Below are 15,661 nucleotides of genomic sequence, written 5' to 3'. Positions count from 1 at the left end.
GGGCGGGCGCGGCGCCCGCACGTCACCGTTCCGGCCGCACCACCATCGCCGACCCGCCGCCCCGGCGGACCTTCTCCGCCGCGGCGAGCCACCGCCCGTCGGGCAGCCGCTGCACGCCCGTCGCCGCGCCGATCTCGGCGTTCAGCCTGAACGAGTGCCCGATCGCCTCCAGCTCCCCCCGCACCGCGCTCTCGTACAGTCCGGGTTCGAGCTCCGTCTGCGCCGCGTTGCGCTGGCTGGCGCGCGGCGCCGCGATCGCGTCGACCAGCGGCAGCCCCCGGTCGAGGAAGCCGGTCAGCGTCTGGAGCACCGTGGTGATGATGGTCGCGCCGCCGGGCGAGCCCACCGCGACGACCGGCTTGTCGTGCCGGTCTAGGACGATCGTCGGGGCGATCGAGGACCGGGGCCGCTTGCCGGGTCCCGGCAGGTTCGGGTCGTGGACCGCCGGATCGGCCGGGGCGAAGGAGAAGTCGGTCAGCTCGTTGTTGAGCAGGAAGCCGCGGCCCGGCACGGTGATCCCGCTGCCGCCGGTCTGCTCGATGGTGAGCGTGTAGGCGACGACGTTGCCCCACTTGTCGGCGGCCGTCAGATGGGTGGTGTTCTCCCCCTCGTACGTCGTCGGCACGGCCGTGCCGCCGCTCGCGCAGGAGGCGGGGTTTTGGGGGTCGCCGGGCGCCAGCGGACTGGTCAGCACCGCGTCGTCCCGGATCAGGCACTCCCGGGAGTCGGCGTACCGCTGCGACAGCAGTTCCCTGGCCGGTACGGACTCGAAGGCGGGGTCGCCGACCCAGCGCCCCCGGTCCGCGAAGGCGATGCGGCTCGCCTCGATGAAGCGGTGCAGGTAGCTCGCCCGGTCGGCCGCCGACAGGTCGGTGCGCTCCAGGATGTTGAGGGCCTCGCCGACCGTGGTGCCGCCCGAGGAGGAGGGCGCGATGGAGTAGACGTCCAGGCCCCGGTAGGAGGTCTTCGTCGGCGGCTGGAGCTTCGCGCGGTAGGCGGCCAGGTCCTTCTCGGTGAGGTCGCCGGGGCGGGCGTTCCAGCCGGAGGCGGGGTCGACCGGCGGTTCGTTCACGGTGGCGAGGATCTCCTCGCCCAGCTCGCCCTCGTAGATCGCGTCGACGCCCTCGCGGGCCAGCCGCTTGTACGTGCCGGCCAGGTCGGGGTTGTTGAAGGTCGAGCCGACGACCGGGAGTTCGCCGCCGGGGAGGAACAGCTCGGCGGTGTCGGGGAAGTAGCGGAAGCGGGTCTCGTTGGCGGCGGTCTGGGAGCGGAAGGTCTCGTCGACGGTGAAGCCGTCGCGGGCGAGACGCTCGGCGGGCCGCAGGACCGAGCCCAGGCTCCGGCTGCCCCACTTGTCGAGGGCGGTCTGCCAGGTGGCGGGGGTGCCCGGGGTGCCGACGGCGAGTCCGCTGCTGACCGCGTCGGCGAAGGCGAGCGGCTCGCCGTCCTCGGTGAAGAGGTCCTCGTCGGCGCTGAGCGGCGCGGTCTCGCGGCCGTCGATGGTGCGGACCGTACGGGACCTCGCGTCGTAGTACACGAAGTATCCGCCGCCGCCGACGCCCGCGGAGTAGGGCTCGGTGACGCCGAGGGCGGCGGCGGTGGCGACGGCGGCGTCCACCGCGTTGCCGCCCTTCTTCAGCACCTCGATGCCGGCGGCGCTGGCGTCCGCGTCGACGCTCGCGACGGCACCGCCGGACCCGACGGCGACCGGCGTCTTCGCGGCGGCCGTGGTCCCGGCGGCCGGGGCCGCTCTGTCTTCCTGGGCGCCGGGGGGTGCCGCCGCCCCCACCGACACGACGGCGGCCGAGACCGCCAGGATCGTCAGTTTCCGTGCGACCGGGTGACGCATCCGCACCTCCAGTGAGCCGTCAGGACAAGCGAGTTGGTCGTCATGCCCCCGTCAGGGGCCAGTCGAACACCTCTCCACGTACGCCCGCTACCATGCGCGCTCATGAATGACGACGTGCGCAACATCGTCCTGGGTCTGGTCGCGGCGGGCATCAGCGCCGCGCTGGGCTGGGTCGCCCGGACCTACCTGTGGCGGCGCAAGCTCCGCCGCAAGCAGGCGTTCTTCGGGCTGCCGGACAACTCCGAGTCCCTCCTCGTCGTCAACCGGGACCCGGCGACCGCGGAACCCGCCGTGCACCGCATCGACGTCTTCGCCCTGCTGGAGCTGTCCGCACTGATCAAGGACTGCGGCGCGCACGTCCAGGTGGTCACCCAGGACGCCGTCCACCAGGGCTTCGGCGAGCGCACGGAGTTCTGCGTGGGCGGTCCGGGGTCGAACCGGCGGATGACGGCCCACATGGCGGCGATGCTCCCGGGCGTGCGGGTCAACGTGGACCCGGAGCCGGGCCCGGACCGCGGCGCCTTCCTGATCGGCGGCGAGCGCTACCGGATGGACCCGGGGATCACGGAGTACGTGCTGCTGGCCCGGCTGACCGCCGGGGACGGCCGGGAGACCCGGCCGGCGTTCCTCTTCTGCGGCCAGCGGGCCATCGCCAACCAGGCCGCCACGCGGTACCTCGCCCGCAACCACGAGCGGCTGGCCCGCAAGCACGGGGCCGCCCCGTTCGTGCTGCTGCTGAAGGTGGTCAACTCCCAGGCGTACGGTCCGGACGTGGTCGAACTCGTCGGCGACGTGACCCGGGCGGCCACGAGCCCGCTCCCGGCCCCGGCCCCCACGTCGCGCACGTCGCACCGGGCCGCCGGCTGATCCCCGCGCGCACGCAGCGGAACACGCCCTTTCGGACGACTCGTCGACGGGCGACGGGCGATGGGAGGGCTGTACGGGTCGGTGAGGAGTCGCGCGCCCGTGAGGCCGGGGCCGGCCGGGACGCCCCGGGGCCCGGTGCCGGACGGGTGAGTCCGGCACCGGGCCCCGGGCATTCTCCGTGCGGGCCGCTCCGCCGCCCGGCCGGCGCGCAGCTGACCTTCTCCCACGGGAGTGATCTGCGGCTGGCACCGGAAGCGTCCGGGTCCGGAGGGAGGGTGCGCGCGGCCGGTCAGACCGGCCGGGCGCTGGGGCGGGGGGCGGGACCCGCTCGCCGCCTCCTGCCCCCGGTCTCCTCCTCGCGGGTCCTGACGTCACTCGACTCGATCAGTGGATCGACGACCATTCCAGCCCTTTTCCTTCAGGCGTCTCCTGGCTGCCGCAAGCTATACGGCCGCGAGGGCAACCTGCACACGACACGCACTTTTCGGGCATTAGCCGTATTTACAGCCCTTGTTGCTCAGGCCTCCGCGACCTCGGCATACGTCTGCGACAGCTCCGGCGCACCGCTGACCGCCCACTCGTGCCCACAGGCCACCACGTCGAACTCCCGTCCGGAGTCGAGCCGTACGACCGGCTGCCCGTCCGACCGGAACCACCAGGCGGCCCCGGGAACGGTGCCGACGATCACGGTGCCGAGGTACAGCCCCGCGTCGTTGCCCAGCCAGGGCAGCACCTCCTCGTCGTCCCGCCAGCGCGGCACGACCTGGTCGAGCTGCTCCAGCGAGGCCGGGGAGTCGTCGAGACGGACGCCCTCCCGCGCGGCCTGGGAGCGGAGCAGTTCGCACTCGGCGAGCAGGCCGGCGATGCCCTCGGGATCGCGAACTCCCGGCTCCGCGCGCCGCTTGCCCAGGAAGGGGATGTTCATCCCCCCAGCCTGTCATTCGCACCGCCGTACGCACCACAGGCGCGCGCATACACACATCCGGGCGACTTCACCGCCCGTGTCGGCATGGCGCGTTGACGTGTGACGGGGGTCTTCCTAGCTTCCCTTGCGTTCCGCCGAGGGTCCGTCGAGGGGGAGGAGCCGGCTGTGCACAGAGGGGTGTGGGGCGCCACAGTGGTCCTCCTGCTGCTGGCGGTGGTGACGCCGGGAGCACCCGCGCCCGCCGCGGCCGGCCGGGACGCGGGCCCGCTGCCGCTGGCGCGGTACTTCGACAACACGGCCGTCGGCGACGGCACCCGTGCGGGCGCGGCGGATCTCGACGGCGCGGGCGGGTACCTCCCGGCCCGGGACCTCGCCGCCGCGGGCTGGACGCCGGGCCGGGCCCTCACCGTGCAGGGCGCCCGGCTGACCTGGCCGGCGCGGCGCGAGGGCGGTCCCGACAACGTCCGGGCCGACGGGCAGGAGGTCCGGGTGGCGGGACGCGGTGACGCGCTGGCGTTCCTGGTGACCGCGACCGGCGGCGGCGAGGCGGGCGGCCGGGGTTGGGTGTCGTACGCGGACGGCACCCGGTCCTCGTACCGCCTCCTCTCCCCCGACTGGCTCTCCGGGCCGCTCGCGACCAAGGCCGTCGCCCTGCCGCACGTCGGCACCCCGTCCGGCCCGCGCGCCGGGAAGGCCAGGCTGTACGTGGTGACCGTGCCGATCGCCGCGGACCGCGAGGTCGTCTCGGTGCGGCTGCCGCGCGCGAGCGGGCTGCACGTGTTCGCGGTGGCGGTACGCGGTGCCGGGCGCGGCTGGACGGGGACGTGGGCGGCGTCGACGTCCGGGCATCCGGCGGTGGGCCCGTGGACGGACCGGACGCTGCGGCTGGTGGTGCGGGTCTCGGCCGGCGGGCAGCGGGTGCGGGTGCGGTTCGACAACACCTTCGCGACGGCACCGGTCCGGATCGGCGGCGCGACCGTGGCCGTACGGGCGGCGGGCGCCGAGCCGCGGGGCCGGCCGGCGGCGCTGTCGTTCGGCGGCGCGGACGGCGTGGTGATCCCGGCGGGCGCACAGGCGTACAGCGATCCGCTCGCCTTCGCGGTGCCCGCCGGTGCCGATCTGCTGGTGAGCTTCCACCTCCCCGGCACGGTGAAGGCGCTGCCCGCGCACCGGCTCGCGGTGCAGAGGTCGTACCTGAGCGGTCCGGGCGACCACACGGCGGACCGTTCGGCGAAGGGGTTCCAGGCGGCGCTGACGAACTGGCCGCTGCTGGCCGGGGTCGACGTCGGCGGCGGGCCGGGCGCGGTGGTGCTGCTCGGCGACTCGATCACCGACGGCGACCGGTCGACGGCCGGCGCGAACCGCCGCTGGCCGGACGTGCTGGCCGGGCGGCTGCGGGCGCAGGACGCGGTGCCTCACTACGGGGTCCTGAACCACGGCGTCTCGGGCAACCGCGTGACCGGCGACCGCTACCCCGGCGACGGGGTCTCCACCGACCAGGCCGGGGTGTCCGCCCCGCACCGCTTCGACCGGGACGTGGCCGCCCAGACGTCCGCGCGGACGGTGGTCGTCTTCGAGGGCGTCAACGACCTGCTGGCGGGTGCGGACGCGCGGGCGGTGACCGAGGCCCTGGGCGGGCTGGCGGAACGGGCGCGCGAGCGGGGCCTCAGGGCGGTGGCGGCGACGGTCCTGCCGTGCGGGGGCCGGGCCGGGTGCACGGCCGCCGTGGAGGCCGAGCGGGCCGGGGTGAACGCCTGGCTCCGCTCGGCGGGCGCCTTCGACGCCGTGCTCGACTTCGACGCCGTGCTGCGGGACCCGGCGGACCCGGCCCGGATGCGGCCCGCCTACGACAGCGGCGACCATCTGCACCCCGGCGACGCGGGCCTGGCCGCGCTGGCCCGCTCGGTGGACCTGGCCCTGCTGGACGCGGGCTAGACCTGGGCCGGTCCTGGGCCTGACCCGGGCCGGACCCGGGCCGGACCGGCGTCCTAGACGTCCAGGTCGACGACGACGGGGGCGTGGTCGGAGGCGCCCTTGCCCTTGCGCTCCTCGCGGTCGACGTAGGCGTCGGTGACCGCCTTCGCGAACGGCTCGTTGCCGTACACCAGGTCGATGCGCATGCCGCGGTTCTTGGGGAAGCAGAGCTGGCGGTAGTCCCAGTAGGTGTACGGGTGGTCGTACTTCAGGGGGCGCGGGACCACGTCGGTCAGCCCGGCGTCGCGCAGGTCGGCGAGGGCGGCGCGCTCGGCGGGGGTGACGTGGGTGGAGCCCTCGAAGGCGGCGCGGTCGTAGACGTCGTCGTCGGCCGGCGCGACGTTGTAGTCGCCGAGCACCGCGAACGGCCGGTCGCCCGCCGCGTCGTCCGCGACAGCCGCGCGGAGCGCCTCGAACCACTGGAGCTTGTACGCGTAGTGGGGGTGGTCGACCTCGCGGCCGTTGGGCACGTACACCGACCAGACGCGGACCGGGCCGCAGGTCGCGGAGACCGCGCGGGGCTCCTTGACGCCGTCGTAGCCGGGGTCGCCGGGCAGGCCCTTGACGACGTCCGCCAGGCCGACGCGGCTGAGCACCGCCACGCCGTTCCACCGGCCGGTGGCGTGGACGGCGGCCTCGTAGCCCGCCTCGCGCAGCGCCTCCACGGGGAACTGCTCCTCGGCCACCTTGGCCTCCTGGAGGCAGAGCACGTCGGTGCCGCTGCTCTCCAGCCAGGCCAGCAGCCTCGGCAGGCGGGCGGTGATCGAGTTCACGTTCCAGGTCGCGATACGCATGTCACCCAACCTACCGGGCGGGTACGACACTCACAGGACGGTGGCCTCCCCCGCCGCGAGGCGCAGGTGCTCGGCGCCGCCGAGGGCGCCGATCTGCCGGTCGTAGACGGGACGCGCGAGGTCGGTGAGCAGGGCGTCGTGGATGTCGTAGGCACGCTGCGGCCCGACCTCGCGGACGTAGTCGATCACCTCGGAGATCTTGTTCCAGGGGGCCATCACCGGGAGCATCAGCGTCTCGACGGGGTGGTCGGGGACGGTGAGGGCGTCGCCGGGGTGGAAGACCCTGCCGCCGTCCACGAGGTAGCCGACGTTGGTGATCCGCGGGATGTCCGGATGGATCACCGCGTGCAGCTCGCCGTGGACCTGGACGTCGAACCCGGCGGCGGTGAAGGTGTCGCCGTGGCCCACGGTGTGCACGCGCCCCGGGAAGGCGGCGGCGAGCTGCTCCGCGACGGACCGCAGGGTCCAGATCCCGGCCCCCGGGTTGGCCTCCAGCGCGGCGCGCAGCCGTCCCTCGTCGAAGTGGTCGGGGTGCTCGTGGGTGACGAGGACGGCGTCCGCGCCGACGGCGGCTTCCTCCTCGCTGAACCCGCCCGGGTCGATGACGAGCGTCTGTCCGTCCTTCTCCAGACGGACGCAGGAGTGGGACTTCTTGGTGAGCTTCATGTCCTGTTCCATACCTTCCATCCTGCCGCCGGGGGCCGCCCGGGTCATATCAGTCCTCGGGGGTGGTCTCCTCCCGGACCACCTGCTGGGCGACGCGGAAGGCGCGGTCGGCGGCGGGGACGCCGCAGTAGACGGCGGTCTGGAGGAGCACCTCCTTGATCTCGGCCGGGGTGAGCCCGTTGCGCAGGGCGGCCCGCAGCTCGGGGGCGAGCTGCTCGGTGTGACCGGCGGCGACGAGCGCCGTGAGGGTGACGCAGCTGCGGGTGCGGCGGTCCAGGCCCGGCCGGTTCCAGATCTCGCCCCAGGCGTAGCGGGTGAGGAGTTCCTGGAAGTCGCCGGAGAAGTCGTCGGCGTCGGCGAGCACGCGGTCGACGTGGGCGTCGCCGAGCACCTCCCGGCGTACCTTCAGCCCCGCCTCGTACGGGTCGGGGCGGCCCTGGGTCTGCGGCTGCACGACGGCCGGGGCGATCTCGGCGACGGGCGCGGTCGGCGGCGTCGCGGCCAGTACCGGCTTGCCGGGGAGACCGGGCAGGACGGTCTGGCCGGTGGCGTCCGGGGCGGGCTGCCAGGCCGTGGTGAAGTGCCGTACGAGGAGGTCGGTGACGGCGGCGGGCTGCTCGACCGGCACCAGGTGGGAGGCGCCGGGCACCACGGCGAGGCGGGCGTCGGGGATGCCGGCGACCAGGGTGCGGGCCTCGGCGGGCCCGGTGACCTGGTCCTCGGAGCCGACCAGGACGAGGGTGGGGACGCCGACGCGGCCCAGCTCGGGGCGGACGTCGAAGGAGGCGAGCGCCTCGCAGGCGGCGATGTAGCAGCCGGGGTCGGTGGTGCGGACCATCTGCACGGCCCACTCGGTGATCGCGGGCTGCGCCGCGGCGAAGCCGCCGGTGAACCAGCGGTCGGGCGAGGTGCGGGCGATGGGGTCGAGTCCGTTGGTACGGACGATCACGCCGCGCTGGCGGAACTCGTCGGCGGTGCCGAACCGGGGCGAGGCCGCGATCAGGGCGAGCGAGGCGAGCCGCTCGGGGTGGCGCAGCGCCAGCTCGATGCCGATCGCGCCGCCCAGCGCGCACCCCGCGTAGCCGAAGCGCTGCACGCCGAGCCCGTCGAGAGTGGCCAGCAGCCGGTCGGTGATGTCACCGACGGACCCGGCCGGGTGCGCGGGGGCGCCCCCGTGCCCCGGGAGGTCGAAGCGGAAGATCCGCCACTGCTGCGCGAGCTCGGGTACCTGGCGGTCCCACATGTGCCAGGTGGTGCCGAGGGACGGCCCGAGGATCAGGACCGGCAGGTGTTCTGGCCCGTCGAAGCGGTACTGCAGCGTCTCGGTCTTGCCTTCTGTCACGGGTTCACACCTTCGTCTGTCACGTTCTGACGCCCGAGCATCGTACAGACGGACCCTGCGGCTCATGCCCGCGCCGGGTGCTGCCAGGCTGTCACGGGACGCCTGTGATCGCCGTGTCCGGGCTGTCCGGGCTGTCCAGGCGACACGGTATAGCTGACCCCACCCCAGGAAGTAGAGAGCGGGTCAGTGTGCCGGACCCCGTGCGAGCGGTGGAATCGGGGCATGACGACAACGAGCCCGACCACCGTGCGCGACGCGGTCCACCTCCATGACGTACGCAAGGTCCACGGCACCGGTGGACGTGGCGTGACCGCGCTGGACGGGATTTCCGCCGCCTTTCCGCACGGCACCTTCACCGCCATCATGGGGCCCTCCGGTTCCGGCAAGTCGACGCTGCTGCACTGCGCGGCCGGACTGGAACGGCCGGGCAGCGGCCGGATCGTCCTCTCCGGCGTGGACATCGGCGGGCTGAACGAACGGCAGCGCACCGGGCTCCGGCGGGACCGCGTCGGCTTCGTCTTCCAGTCCTTCAACCTGGTGGAGTCGCTGACGGCGGCCCAGAACGTCGAACTGCCGTCCCGCCTCGCCGGCCGCCGGGTCGGCCGCGAGCAGGTCGGTGACGCGCTCGCCGCGGTCGGTCTGGCCGACCGCGCAGGACACCGCCCCGGTGAACTGTCCGGCGGCCAGCAGCAGCGCGTCGCCCTCGCCCGCGCCCTCGTCACCCGGCCCGACGTCCTCTTCGCGGACGAGCCCACCGGGGCCCTGGACACCGTCACCTCCCGTCAGGTGCTGGAACTGATGCGGACGCTGGTCGACCGGGCGGGCCAGACCACGCTGATGGTCACGCACGATCCGGTGGCGGCGGCCGTGGCCGATGTCGTGGTCTTCCTCAAGGACGGCCGGATCGCCGACCGTGTCGCGCACGTCGGGGGCGCCCGGGGCGACGCCGCCGCGATCGCCGCCCGCATGGCCCGTCTGGAGACGTGACGCCGGCCCGCACCGACGTCCGCGAACGCCGGTCCGGCCCCGGTACGCCGGTCCGGCTCCGGTACGCCGGTCCGACCCCGGTACGCCGGTCCGGCTCCGGTACGCCGGGGCCGCCGCCCTGGTGGAGACAGTCCCCTCACTCCGAGGACCGGCTGCCCGGACTGGTCGCGACGAGGCCGACCACGCCGCCGAGCGCGGTCGTGGCCAGGGCGAGGGGGGCCTCCGCGGGCCGTCCCCGGTAGATGAGCACGAACGCGAGGGCACCGAAGACGAAGACCGCGACGGTCATGGTCCAGACGACGATGAACCAGAGAGTCTGCCGGGTCGCCTTGTCCGGTCTGCCGAGCACGGACTCGGCCAGCCGCTGCTGCTGTTTCGGGTGCAGCGTGCCGACCACCCGCTCGGCGACCGCCCGCCGCTGGTCCGGGGCGGAGATGCCCTGGACGAGGGCCTCGGCCACGTCGGGGCCCGCGTCGTCGGGCATCGACCGGACCATGCCCATGGCCGCGGCCCGCTGCTCCTCCGGTGTGGCGATGTCCCGCATCAGGGCGGCCGTGAGCGACGACTTCGTCCCGTCGGACAGACCCCGCGCCCATCCGGCGACCTCGTCCACCGTGGCGGGAGTCCCCGCCACGTTCGTGAGCCGCACGGCCGGGTCATGGCTGAATCGGCCGGCGGAGCCAGGGGTGGTGCTGCGGGCTGAGGTGGCATCGGGAGGCGGAGTGGAGTCGGGGGACGGGCCGGGGCCCCTGGGGGGTTCGACGGGATCCGGCATGCCACACCTCCTGCGTGCGGGTGGTTCCGCCCGGCCACGGCGGGGACGGCGTCGCCCAGCATGGAACCGGCGCCGGGCGACGACCAGCCCACGGGCACGAGGTGCCGGTGCATCCGGTCGGCCCGGCACGGTCGTCGGCGGTGGCGCAAGCGCAGGCCGTGCCGCACGGCCGCGCACCGCGTTGCCGTGGACCTCTCGCGCGTCCCTCGTGAGCAGGGTGGCCGGGCCAGGACTGGCCGGTTCCGCACCCCTGGTCCGCGCGCGGGAGGCTCCGGGGAAGGGAGGAACAGGGCTGGGCTGGGCTGGGCTGGGCGGGGCGGGACAGGGCGGGGCGGCCGGGCCGTCTTCGGCACGGGGCCGTCCGCGAGCGGGCCGGTCGGTCGGCCGGTCGGCCCGTCGGCCCGTCGGTCGGTCGGCCCGTCAGACGGGGTCCGGGGTGCCGAGGCCGGTGAGGGCGCCGACCGGGTCCAGGTCCGGGGTGCCCCGGGGCCACCAGTCGTCGCGGTCCGGCTCGGACTCGTACGCGTACCACAGGCCGTCCTGGCCCAAGCGGAGCTGTATGTGGCCGCCGGGGTGGGTGAGGCGGTTGCGCCACGGCCGGAACGCCGGCAGGTCCGCGGCGAGCAGCAGGGGTCTGGCCCGGTCGAAACGGCCGGCCGGCGGGTCCCAGGGCTCCTCCAGGACCCGGAGCCCCTCCGCCCCGCCCTGTCGCCACGCGGCCACCGCGCAGGCCAGCTCGGCCGTGTCCCGGCCGGCCGCCCCGGCCAGCGCGGAGTACAGCGCACGGGTACCGGCGGTGAGTCCCGAACCGGGCCGGGCCGCCGCCAGACGCACCGCGTCCTGCCACAGCGTCAGCCCGCCGACCGGATCACGTCCCGTGGCGAGCAGGGCGTGAGCGCGGGCCGCCGCGTCGGTCGCCAACTGGTCGAGCGCGAACGGGTCGGGGCCGCCCGGGGACGCCGGGTAGGCCGGTGGCTGCTCGGGGTGCGGGGGTACGGGCAACGGCGGTGGCAGGAGGGGGCGTCCGCTCCCCGTCGCGGCCAGCGCCTCGGCCGCGCGGACGCCGGGCAGCGCGGCCGGGTCGTGGTCCTGTACGGCACGGGCCGCTCGGGCCGCGCTCAGCCGGGAGAGCGCGTCGAGCAGCTCGCGCTCACCCCTGCCGCGCAGCAGGAGCAGGACGAACGGGTCCGCGTCGAGCAGTCGCGCCGTCTGGTAGCAGAGAGCGGCGGCGTGCTTGCACGGATGCCCGGAGTCCGGACAGCTGCACCGGGGCGCGAGGTCGCCGGGGCCCGGCAGCAGCGGGACGCCGCAGTCCGCTAGACCGGTCGGCAACTCCTTGTCCAGCAGCGCCGCGATGTATCCCGTCCGCTCGGCGGCGGCGTCCAGGAACCGCTCCCAGTCCGCGTCGCTCAGGGTGCGCAGTCGCACCTGCACCCGGTACGGGCGGGGGCGGCTGCCCTTGACGTACGCCAGCACCAGCCCCGGCGTGACGGTGATGGCGTCGACGTAGCCCTGCTCGGCGTACCCGCGCCCCCGCGCCAGCCGCCCCGCGTCCAGCGCGCCGTCCTCCAGCGCGGCGACCCACGCGTTGCCCCACCACGTCCGCCGGTCCGCCTCGCCCGAGGACAGAGGAGGGAACGGCGGGAAGGTACGGCGCAGGTCGCCGTCACGGTCGGGCGCTGCCATGGACCGGGGGGAACGGGCCTCGCCGGTCCCGTCGCCGACACCGGCGGTGGCAGGGGTGGTGGTTCCGGATACCGGTGCGGGGTCCCGGGCCGGCGCCTCGTCGTCGATGCCCGCGTCGGCGTCCGCGTCGCCGTTCACATCGGCGTTCGCATCGGCGTCCGCGTCGGGCGGTAGCAGGAAGGCGTGGGCGAGCGCGTCGCGCACGGTGCGGGCACGGGTCGCCGCCACCGAGTCGGGGCGCTCCGCGTGCGGTTCGCCGCCGCCCCTACGGCTGACGGGTGTTCCCTTCCGGCGCACGTCGTCCGCACGGCGTACCTCCAGGCGTGCGGCGCGCAGTGCCTCCCTCGCCACGTCGCCGGGCGCGGAGGTGAGTGCGGGCGCGGACGTGTCCGCCGTCTCCGCCCGCTCGGGGGCGTGTGTTCCGGTCCCGTGGGAGGCGGGGGCGTGTCCCGGCTCAGCCGGTTGCTCCTCCGTGTCCGGCGCCGTCCCGGACGGTACGGGCCGGCGGGACGACACCGCGCGACGGAGGGCCGCGCGGGCGGCGTCCCCCGGGCGGGGCCCGGCGACGGGCGAGGACACGGACAGCCGCTCCCCCTCAGCCTGTTCCGTCTCCTTGCCCTGCCCTTGCTCCTCAGCCTGCCCCTGCTCCTCGGCCTGCTCAGAGGCCTGGGACGCCCGCTCCGGCCTCTGGGACGCCCGCCCCGAAGCCCGGGTCGCCGGTCCTGGCCCCTGGGACGGCTGCCTCCCCTCGGGCGAGCCCGTCTCCACGGGCGGTTCCGTTGTCTCGGGCGGCTCCGCCGCCTCCCTCCGCTCGCGCGCCGCGCGCAACGCGCGGCGGGCCTCGTCCGCCGGGCGGGATGTCATGACGGCCTCCGCAGGGACACCAGGTCGGACAGCTCGCGGTCCGTCAGTTCGGTCAGGGCGGCCTCGCCGCCGCCGAGGATCGCGTCGGCGAGGGCCCGCTTCGCGGCGAGCATCTCCGCGATGCGGTCCTCGACCGTGCCCTCGGTGACGAGCCGGTGCACCTGCACCGGCTGGGTCTGCCCGATGCGGTAGGCGCGGTCGGTGGCCTGCTCCTCCACGGCCGGGTTCCACCAGCGGTCGAAGTGGACGACATGGCCGGCCCGGGTGAGGTTGAGGCCGGTGCCCGCCGCCTTCAGGGACAGCACCAGGACCGGGGTCGCACCGCTCTGGAAGCGGTCCACCATGCGCTCGCGCTCCGGCACCGGAGTGCCCCCGTGGAGGAGTTCGACGGGGACCGCGCGGGCGGCGAGGTGCGCGGTGAGGATCCGGGCCATGCCGACGTACTGCGTGAAGACCAGCACGGAACCGTCCTCCGCGAGCACCGTGTCCAGCAGTTCGTCGAGCAGGGCGAGCTTGCCGGAGCGCGCGGCGGCCGCGTCGGCGGGCTGCCGGTGGTTCTCCTTGAGGTACAGCGCGGGGTGGTTGCAGATCTGCTTCAGCGCGCCGAGCAGCTTCAGCACCAGGCCCCGGCGGGCGATGCCCTGCGCGCTCTCGATCACGGCCATCGACTCCCGTACCACCGCCTCGTACAGCGCGGCCTGTTCGCGGGTGAGCGGCACGGAGTGGTCGGTCTCGGTCTTCGGCGGCAGTTCGGGGACGATGCCGGGGTCGGACTTGCGGCGCCGCAGCAGGAAGGGACGGACCAGCCGGGCCAGGCGGGTCACGGCCTCCTCGTCCTCGCCGTTCTCCACGGCGCGGGCGTGGCGGGCGCGGAAGGACTTCAGCGGGCCGAGCAGCCCGGGGGTGGTCCAGTCGAGGAGGGCCCACAGCTCGGAGAGGTTGTTCTCCACGGGGGTGCCGGTCAGGGCCACGCGGGCGGGGGCCGGGAGGGTGCGCAGGGCCTTGGCCGTCGCCGAGAAGGGGTTCTTGACGTGCTGTGCCTCGTCGGCGACGACCATTCCCCAGGGCCGGTCGGCGAGGGTGGCCGCCGCCGAGCGCATGGTGCCGTAGGTGGTGAGGACGAAGCCGCCGGCCACTCCGTCCAGCGTGCGGTCGGGGCCGTGGAAGCGGCGGACGGGGACGCCGGGCGCGAACCGGGTGATCTCCCGCTGCCAGTTGCCCAGCAGCGACGCCGGGCAGACCACGAGGGTGGGTTCGGTACGGGCCCGCTTCAGGTGCAGGGCGATGAGGGTGACCGTCTTGCCGAGGCCCATGTCGTCGGCGAGGCAGCCGCCGAGGCCGAGGGAGGTCATCAGGTCGAGCCAGGCCAGGCCCTTGAGCTGGTAGTCGCGGAGGGTGGCGTCGAGGCCGGGGGGCGGGTCGGCCGGGCGGAGGCCGGCGGTGAGCCGGTCGCGCAGCGCGGCCAGCGCGCCCGCCGGTACCGCCTCCACCGTCTCGCCGTCGACCTCCGCGTGGCCGGTGAGGGCCACGGACAGTGCGTCGACGGGGTCGAGCAGCCCCAGGTCCCGCTTGCGGGCGCGGTGGACCAGGGCGGGGTCGACCAGTACCCAGCGGTCGCGGAGCCGGACGACCGGGCGGTGCGCCTCGGCGAGCCGGTCCATCTCGGCCTCGGTGAGCGGGTCGCCGCCGAGTGCCAGCTGCCAGCTGAACCGGAGCAGTTCGCCGCTCTCGAAGAAGCCGGTGCCGTCGGTCGCCGATCCGGGCGCGGGCCGGACGACGGCCGCCGCGGTGAGGTCCTGGGCCAGGTCGCGGGGCCAGTGCACGGCGACCCCGGCGGCGGCGAGCCGGGTCGCGGCGACCCCGAGGAGGTCGGTCACCTCCTGCTCGGACAGGGCGAGCACGTCCGGTACGTCCTGCTCGGTGAGGCGGTCCAGCGGGGGCCAGATCCGGGCCGCGCGGCGCACCGCGAGCGCCGCGTCCACCCGGGCGCGCGGTCCGAACGTGTGGTCGGCGGCCCCCGACCACAGGTCGGCGACGTCGGCCACGAGCAGGGGGTCGGCGAGGCTGTGCACCTGGACCACCGCGGCGCCGGCCGAACCGCCCGGACCCCCCGCGCTCCCCGAGGCGTCGAAGAGGTCGAACGGCGACAGGTCCAGGCGGAGCGAGATCCGCACGCCCGCGTCCATGCCGGCGGCGACCTCGGCGGCCCAGTCCTGTGCGCCGGTCAGCCGCTGGGCGGGGCGGGCGGCGAAGGGCCGGCCGACGGCGTGGGGCGCGGCCGGGGTGCGGGGCAGGGTGTCGGCGACCGCGTCCAGGAAGGCGCGGACGAGCGCGCGCGGCTCGGGCAGCCGGAGCGGTCCGGGTCCGTCCAGCGGGACCGCGTGTCCCTCGGGCGGCAGGGCGGCGGCGACGGCCCGGAGGTGGGCGATGTCGTCCGGGTCCAGCGGTCCGGCGCGCCAGGCGTCGTGGCCGTCGGCGGTCAGGCCGGGCAGCAGGCGGCCCCTGGCGGCCAGCCGCAGGGCGTGCAGGGCGGCGGCGCCCCAGCATGCGGTGGCGGGGTGAGCGGCCGGGTCGTGCCGGGCGCGCGTCAGCAGGGGCAGGGCGGCTTCCACGGGGAGCGTCAGGGCGGGGACGTCCTTGCGGCGTACGCGGGTGCCGTGCGGCCGTACGACCGTGAGCCGCTCCTCGGCGGCCTCGTCCGTCGTGGCCCCGGGCGGCTCATCCGCGTCGGGGTCCCAGAAGGCGACGCGGCCCTGGCGCGGCAGCGGGGCGGGCAGGAAGACGGCGGCGAGGCGGGCGGGCACGGACGGCACGGGTGCCGCCGACGCCGAAGGTGCGTATGGTGCGGACAGCGCCGTGTCACTCATACGTTCTGTCACCTCCCGCCCGGTCCGTCGCATCAACTGTCTTCGACTCTACGGGCGGGGTCTGA

Annotated in this window: 11 protein-coding genes; 3 read left to right on the top strand and 8 right to left on the bottom strand. The window is 75.3% G+C overall.

Annotated features, from left to right (window positions below; all coding sequences use genetic code 11):
- Positions 1-22: 22 nt before the first annotated feature.
- Complete coding sequence (gene ggt / locus UW392_RS27050) at positions 23-1,849, bottom strand: gamma-glutamyltransferase (protein ID WP_320777737.1); 1,827 nt, start codon at positions 1,847-1,849, stop codon at positions 23-25.
- 102 nt (positions 1,850-1,951) lie between these two features.
- Here ggt and UW392_RS27045 point away from each other — a divergent pair, with 102 nt between their 5' ends.
- Positions 1,952-2,716 carry a hypothetical protein gene (locus tag UW392_RS27045; RefSeq protein WP_320777736.1) on the top strand — a complete coding sequence of 255 codons (765 nt, stop codon included), beginning with the start codon at positions 1,952-1,954 and terminating at the stop codon, positions 2,714-2,716.
- Positions 2,717-3,233: 517 nt separating this feature from the next.
- On the opposite strand, the gene UW392_RS27040 is transcribed toward UW392_RS27045, so the two are convergent.
- A complete protein-coding gene (locus UW392_RS27040) occupies positions 3,234-3,641 on the bottom strand; it encodes a DUF6278 family protein (protein WP_320777735.1) in 408 nt (135 codons plus the stop codon).
- Positions 3,642-3,806: 165 nt separating this feature from the next.
- Between UW392_RS27040 and UW392_RS27035 the strand changes: the two genes are divergently transcribed.
- Positions 3,807-5,576 carry an SGNH/GDSL hydrolase family protein gene (locus UW392_RS27035; protein WP_320777734.1) on the top strand — a complete coding sequence of 590 codons (1,770 nt, stop codon included), beginning with the start codon at positions 3,807-3,809 and terminating at the stop codon, positions 5,574-5,576.
- Between the two features lie 53 nt (positions 5,577-5,629).
- Here UW392_RS27035 and UW392_RS27030 read toward each other — a convergent pair whose 3' ends face one another.
- From UW392_RS27030 to pcaC, 3 genes are read right to left on the bottom strand one after another with little or no spacing between them, the layout of a single operon-like run.
- Positions 5,630-6,409 carry an exodeoxyribonuclease III gene (locus UW392_RS27030; protein ID WP_320777733.1) on the bottom strand — a complete coding sequence of 260 codons (780 nt, stop codon included), beginning with the start codon at positions 6,407-6,409 and terminating at the stop codon, positions 5,630-5,632.
- A gap of 30 nt (positions 6,410-6,439) precedes the next feature.
- Positions 6,440-7,075 carry an MBL fold metallo-hydrolase gene (locus UW392_RS27025; protein WP_320777742.1) on the bottom strand — a complete coding sequence of 212 codons (636 nt, stop codon included), beginning with the start codon at positions 7,073-7,075 and terminating at the stop codon, positions 6,440-6,442.
- Between the two features lie 49 nt (positions 7,076-7,124).
- On the bottom strand, positions 7,125-8,417 hold the full coding sequence (gene pcaC / locus UW392_RS27020; RefSeq protein WP_320777732.1) for a 4-carboxymuconolactone decarboxylase: 1,293 nt from the start codon (positions 8,415-8,417) through the stop codon (positions 7,125-7,127).
- A gap of 222 nt (positions 8,418-8,639) precedes the next feature.
- Between pcaC and UW392_RS27015 the strand changes: the two genes are divergently transcribed.
- The gene (locus tag UW392_RS27015) at positions 8,640-9,404 is read left to right on the top strand and encodes an ABC transporter ATP-binding protein (protein WP_320777731.1); all 765 of its coding nucleotides are present in this window, start codon (positions 8,640-8,642) and stop codon (positions 9,402-9,404) included.
- Positions 9,405-9,540: 136 nt separating this feature from the next.
- Here UW392_RS27015 and UW392_RS27010 read toward each other — a convergent pair whose 3' ends face one another.
- From UW392_RS27010 to UW392_RS27000, 3 genes are all read right to left on the bottom strand, one after another.
- On the bottom strand, positions 9,541-10,053 hold the full coding sequence (locus UW392_RS27010; RefSeq protein WP_320777730.1) for a hypothetical protein: 513 nt from the start codon (positions 10,051-10,053) through the stop codon (positions 9,541-9,543).
- Positions 10,054-10,599: 546 nt separating this feature from the next.
- The gene (locus tag UW392_RS27005) at positions 10,600-12,729 is read right to left on the bottom strand and encodes an SWIM zinc finger family protein (protein ID WP_320777729.1); all 2,130 of its coding nucleotides are present in this window, start codon (positions 12,727-12,729) and stop codon (positions 10,600-10,602) included.
- A complete protein-coding gene (locus UW392_RS27000) occupies positions 12,726-15,596 on the bottom strand; it encodes a DEAD/DEAH box helicase (protein ID WP_320777728.1) in 2,871 nt (956 codons plus the stop codon). The genes UW392_RS27005 and UW392_RS27000 overlap by 4 nt, the downstream gene beginning before the upstream one ends.
- Positions 15,597-15,661: the final 65 nt, after the last annotated feature.

The sequence above is a fragment of the Streptomyces sp. CRN 30 genome (assembly GCF_034105845.1).
This window is presented reverse-complemented; position numbering and strand designations above follow the sequence as displayed.

What these genes read in the sequence shown, in the direction of transcription:
- ggt (WP_320777737.1), bottom strand. Translation starts at nt 1,849, where the DNA reads ATGCGTCACCCGGTCGCACGGAAACTGACGATCCTGGCGGTCTCGGCC.
- UW392_RS27045 (WP_320777736.1), top strand. Translation starts at nt 1,952, where the DNA reads ATGAATGACGACGTGCGCAACATCGTCCTGGGTCTGGTCGCGGCGGGC.
- UW392_RS27040 (WP_320777735.1), bottom strand. Translation starts at nt 3,641, where the DNA reads ATGAACATCCCCTTCCTGGGCAAGCGGCGCGCGGAGCCGGGAGTTCGC.
- UW392_RS27030 (WP_320777733.1), bottom strand. Translation starts at nt 6,409, where the DNA reads ATGCGTATCGCGACCTGGAACGTGAACTCGATCACCGCCCGCCTGCCG.
- UW392_RS27025 (WP_320777742.1), bottom strand. Translation starts at nt 7,075, where the DNA reads ATGAAGCTCACCAAGAAGTCCCACTCCTGCGTCCGTCTGGAGAAGGAC.
- UW392_RS27015 (WP_320777731.1), top strand. Translation starts at nt 8,640, where the DNA reads ATGACGACAACGAGCCCGACCACCGTGCGCGACGCGGTCCACCTCCAT.
- UW392_RS27005 (WP_320777729.1), bottom strand. Translation starts at nt 12,729, where the DNA reads ATGACATCCCGCCCGGCGGACGAGGCCCGCCGCGCGTTGCGCGCGGCG.
- UW392_RS27000 (WP_320777728.1), bottom strand. Translation starts at nt 15,596, where the DNA reads ATGAGTGACACGGCGCTGTCCGCACCATACGCACCTTCGGCGTCGGCG.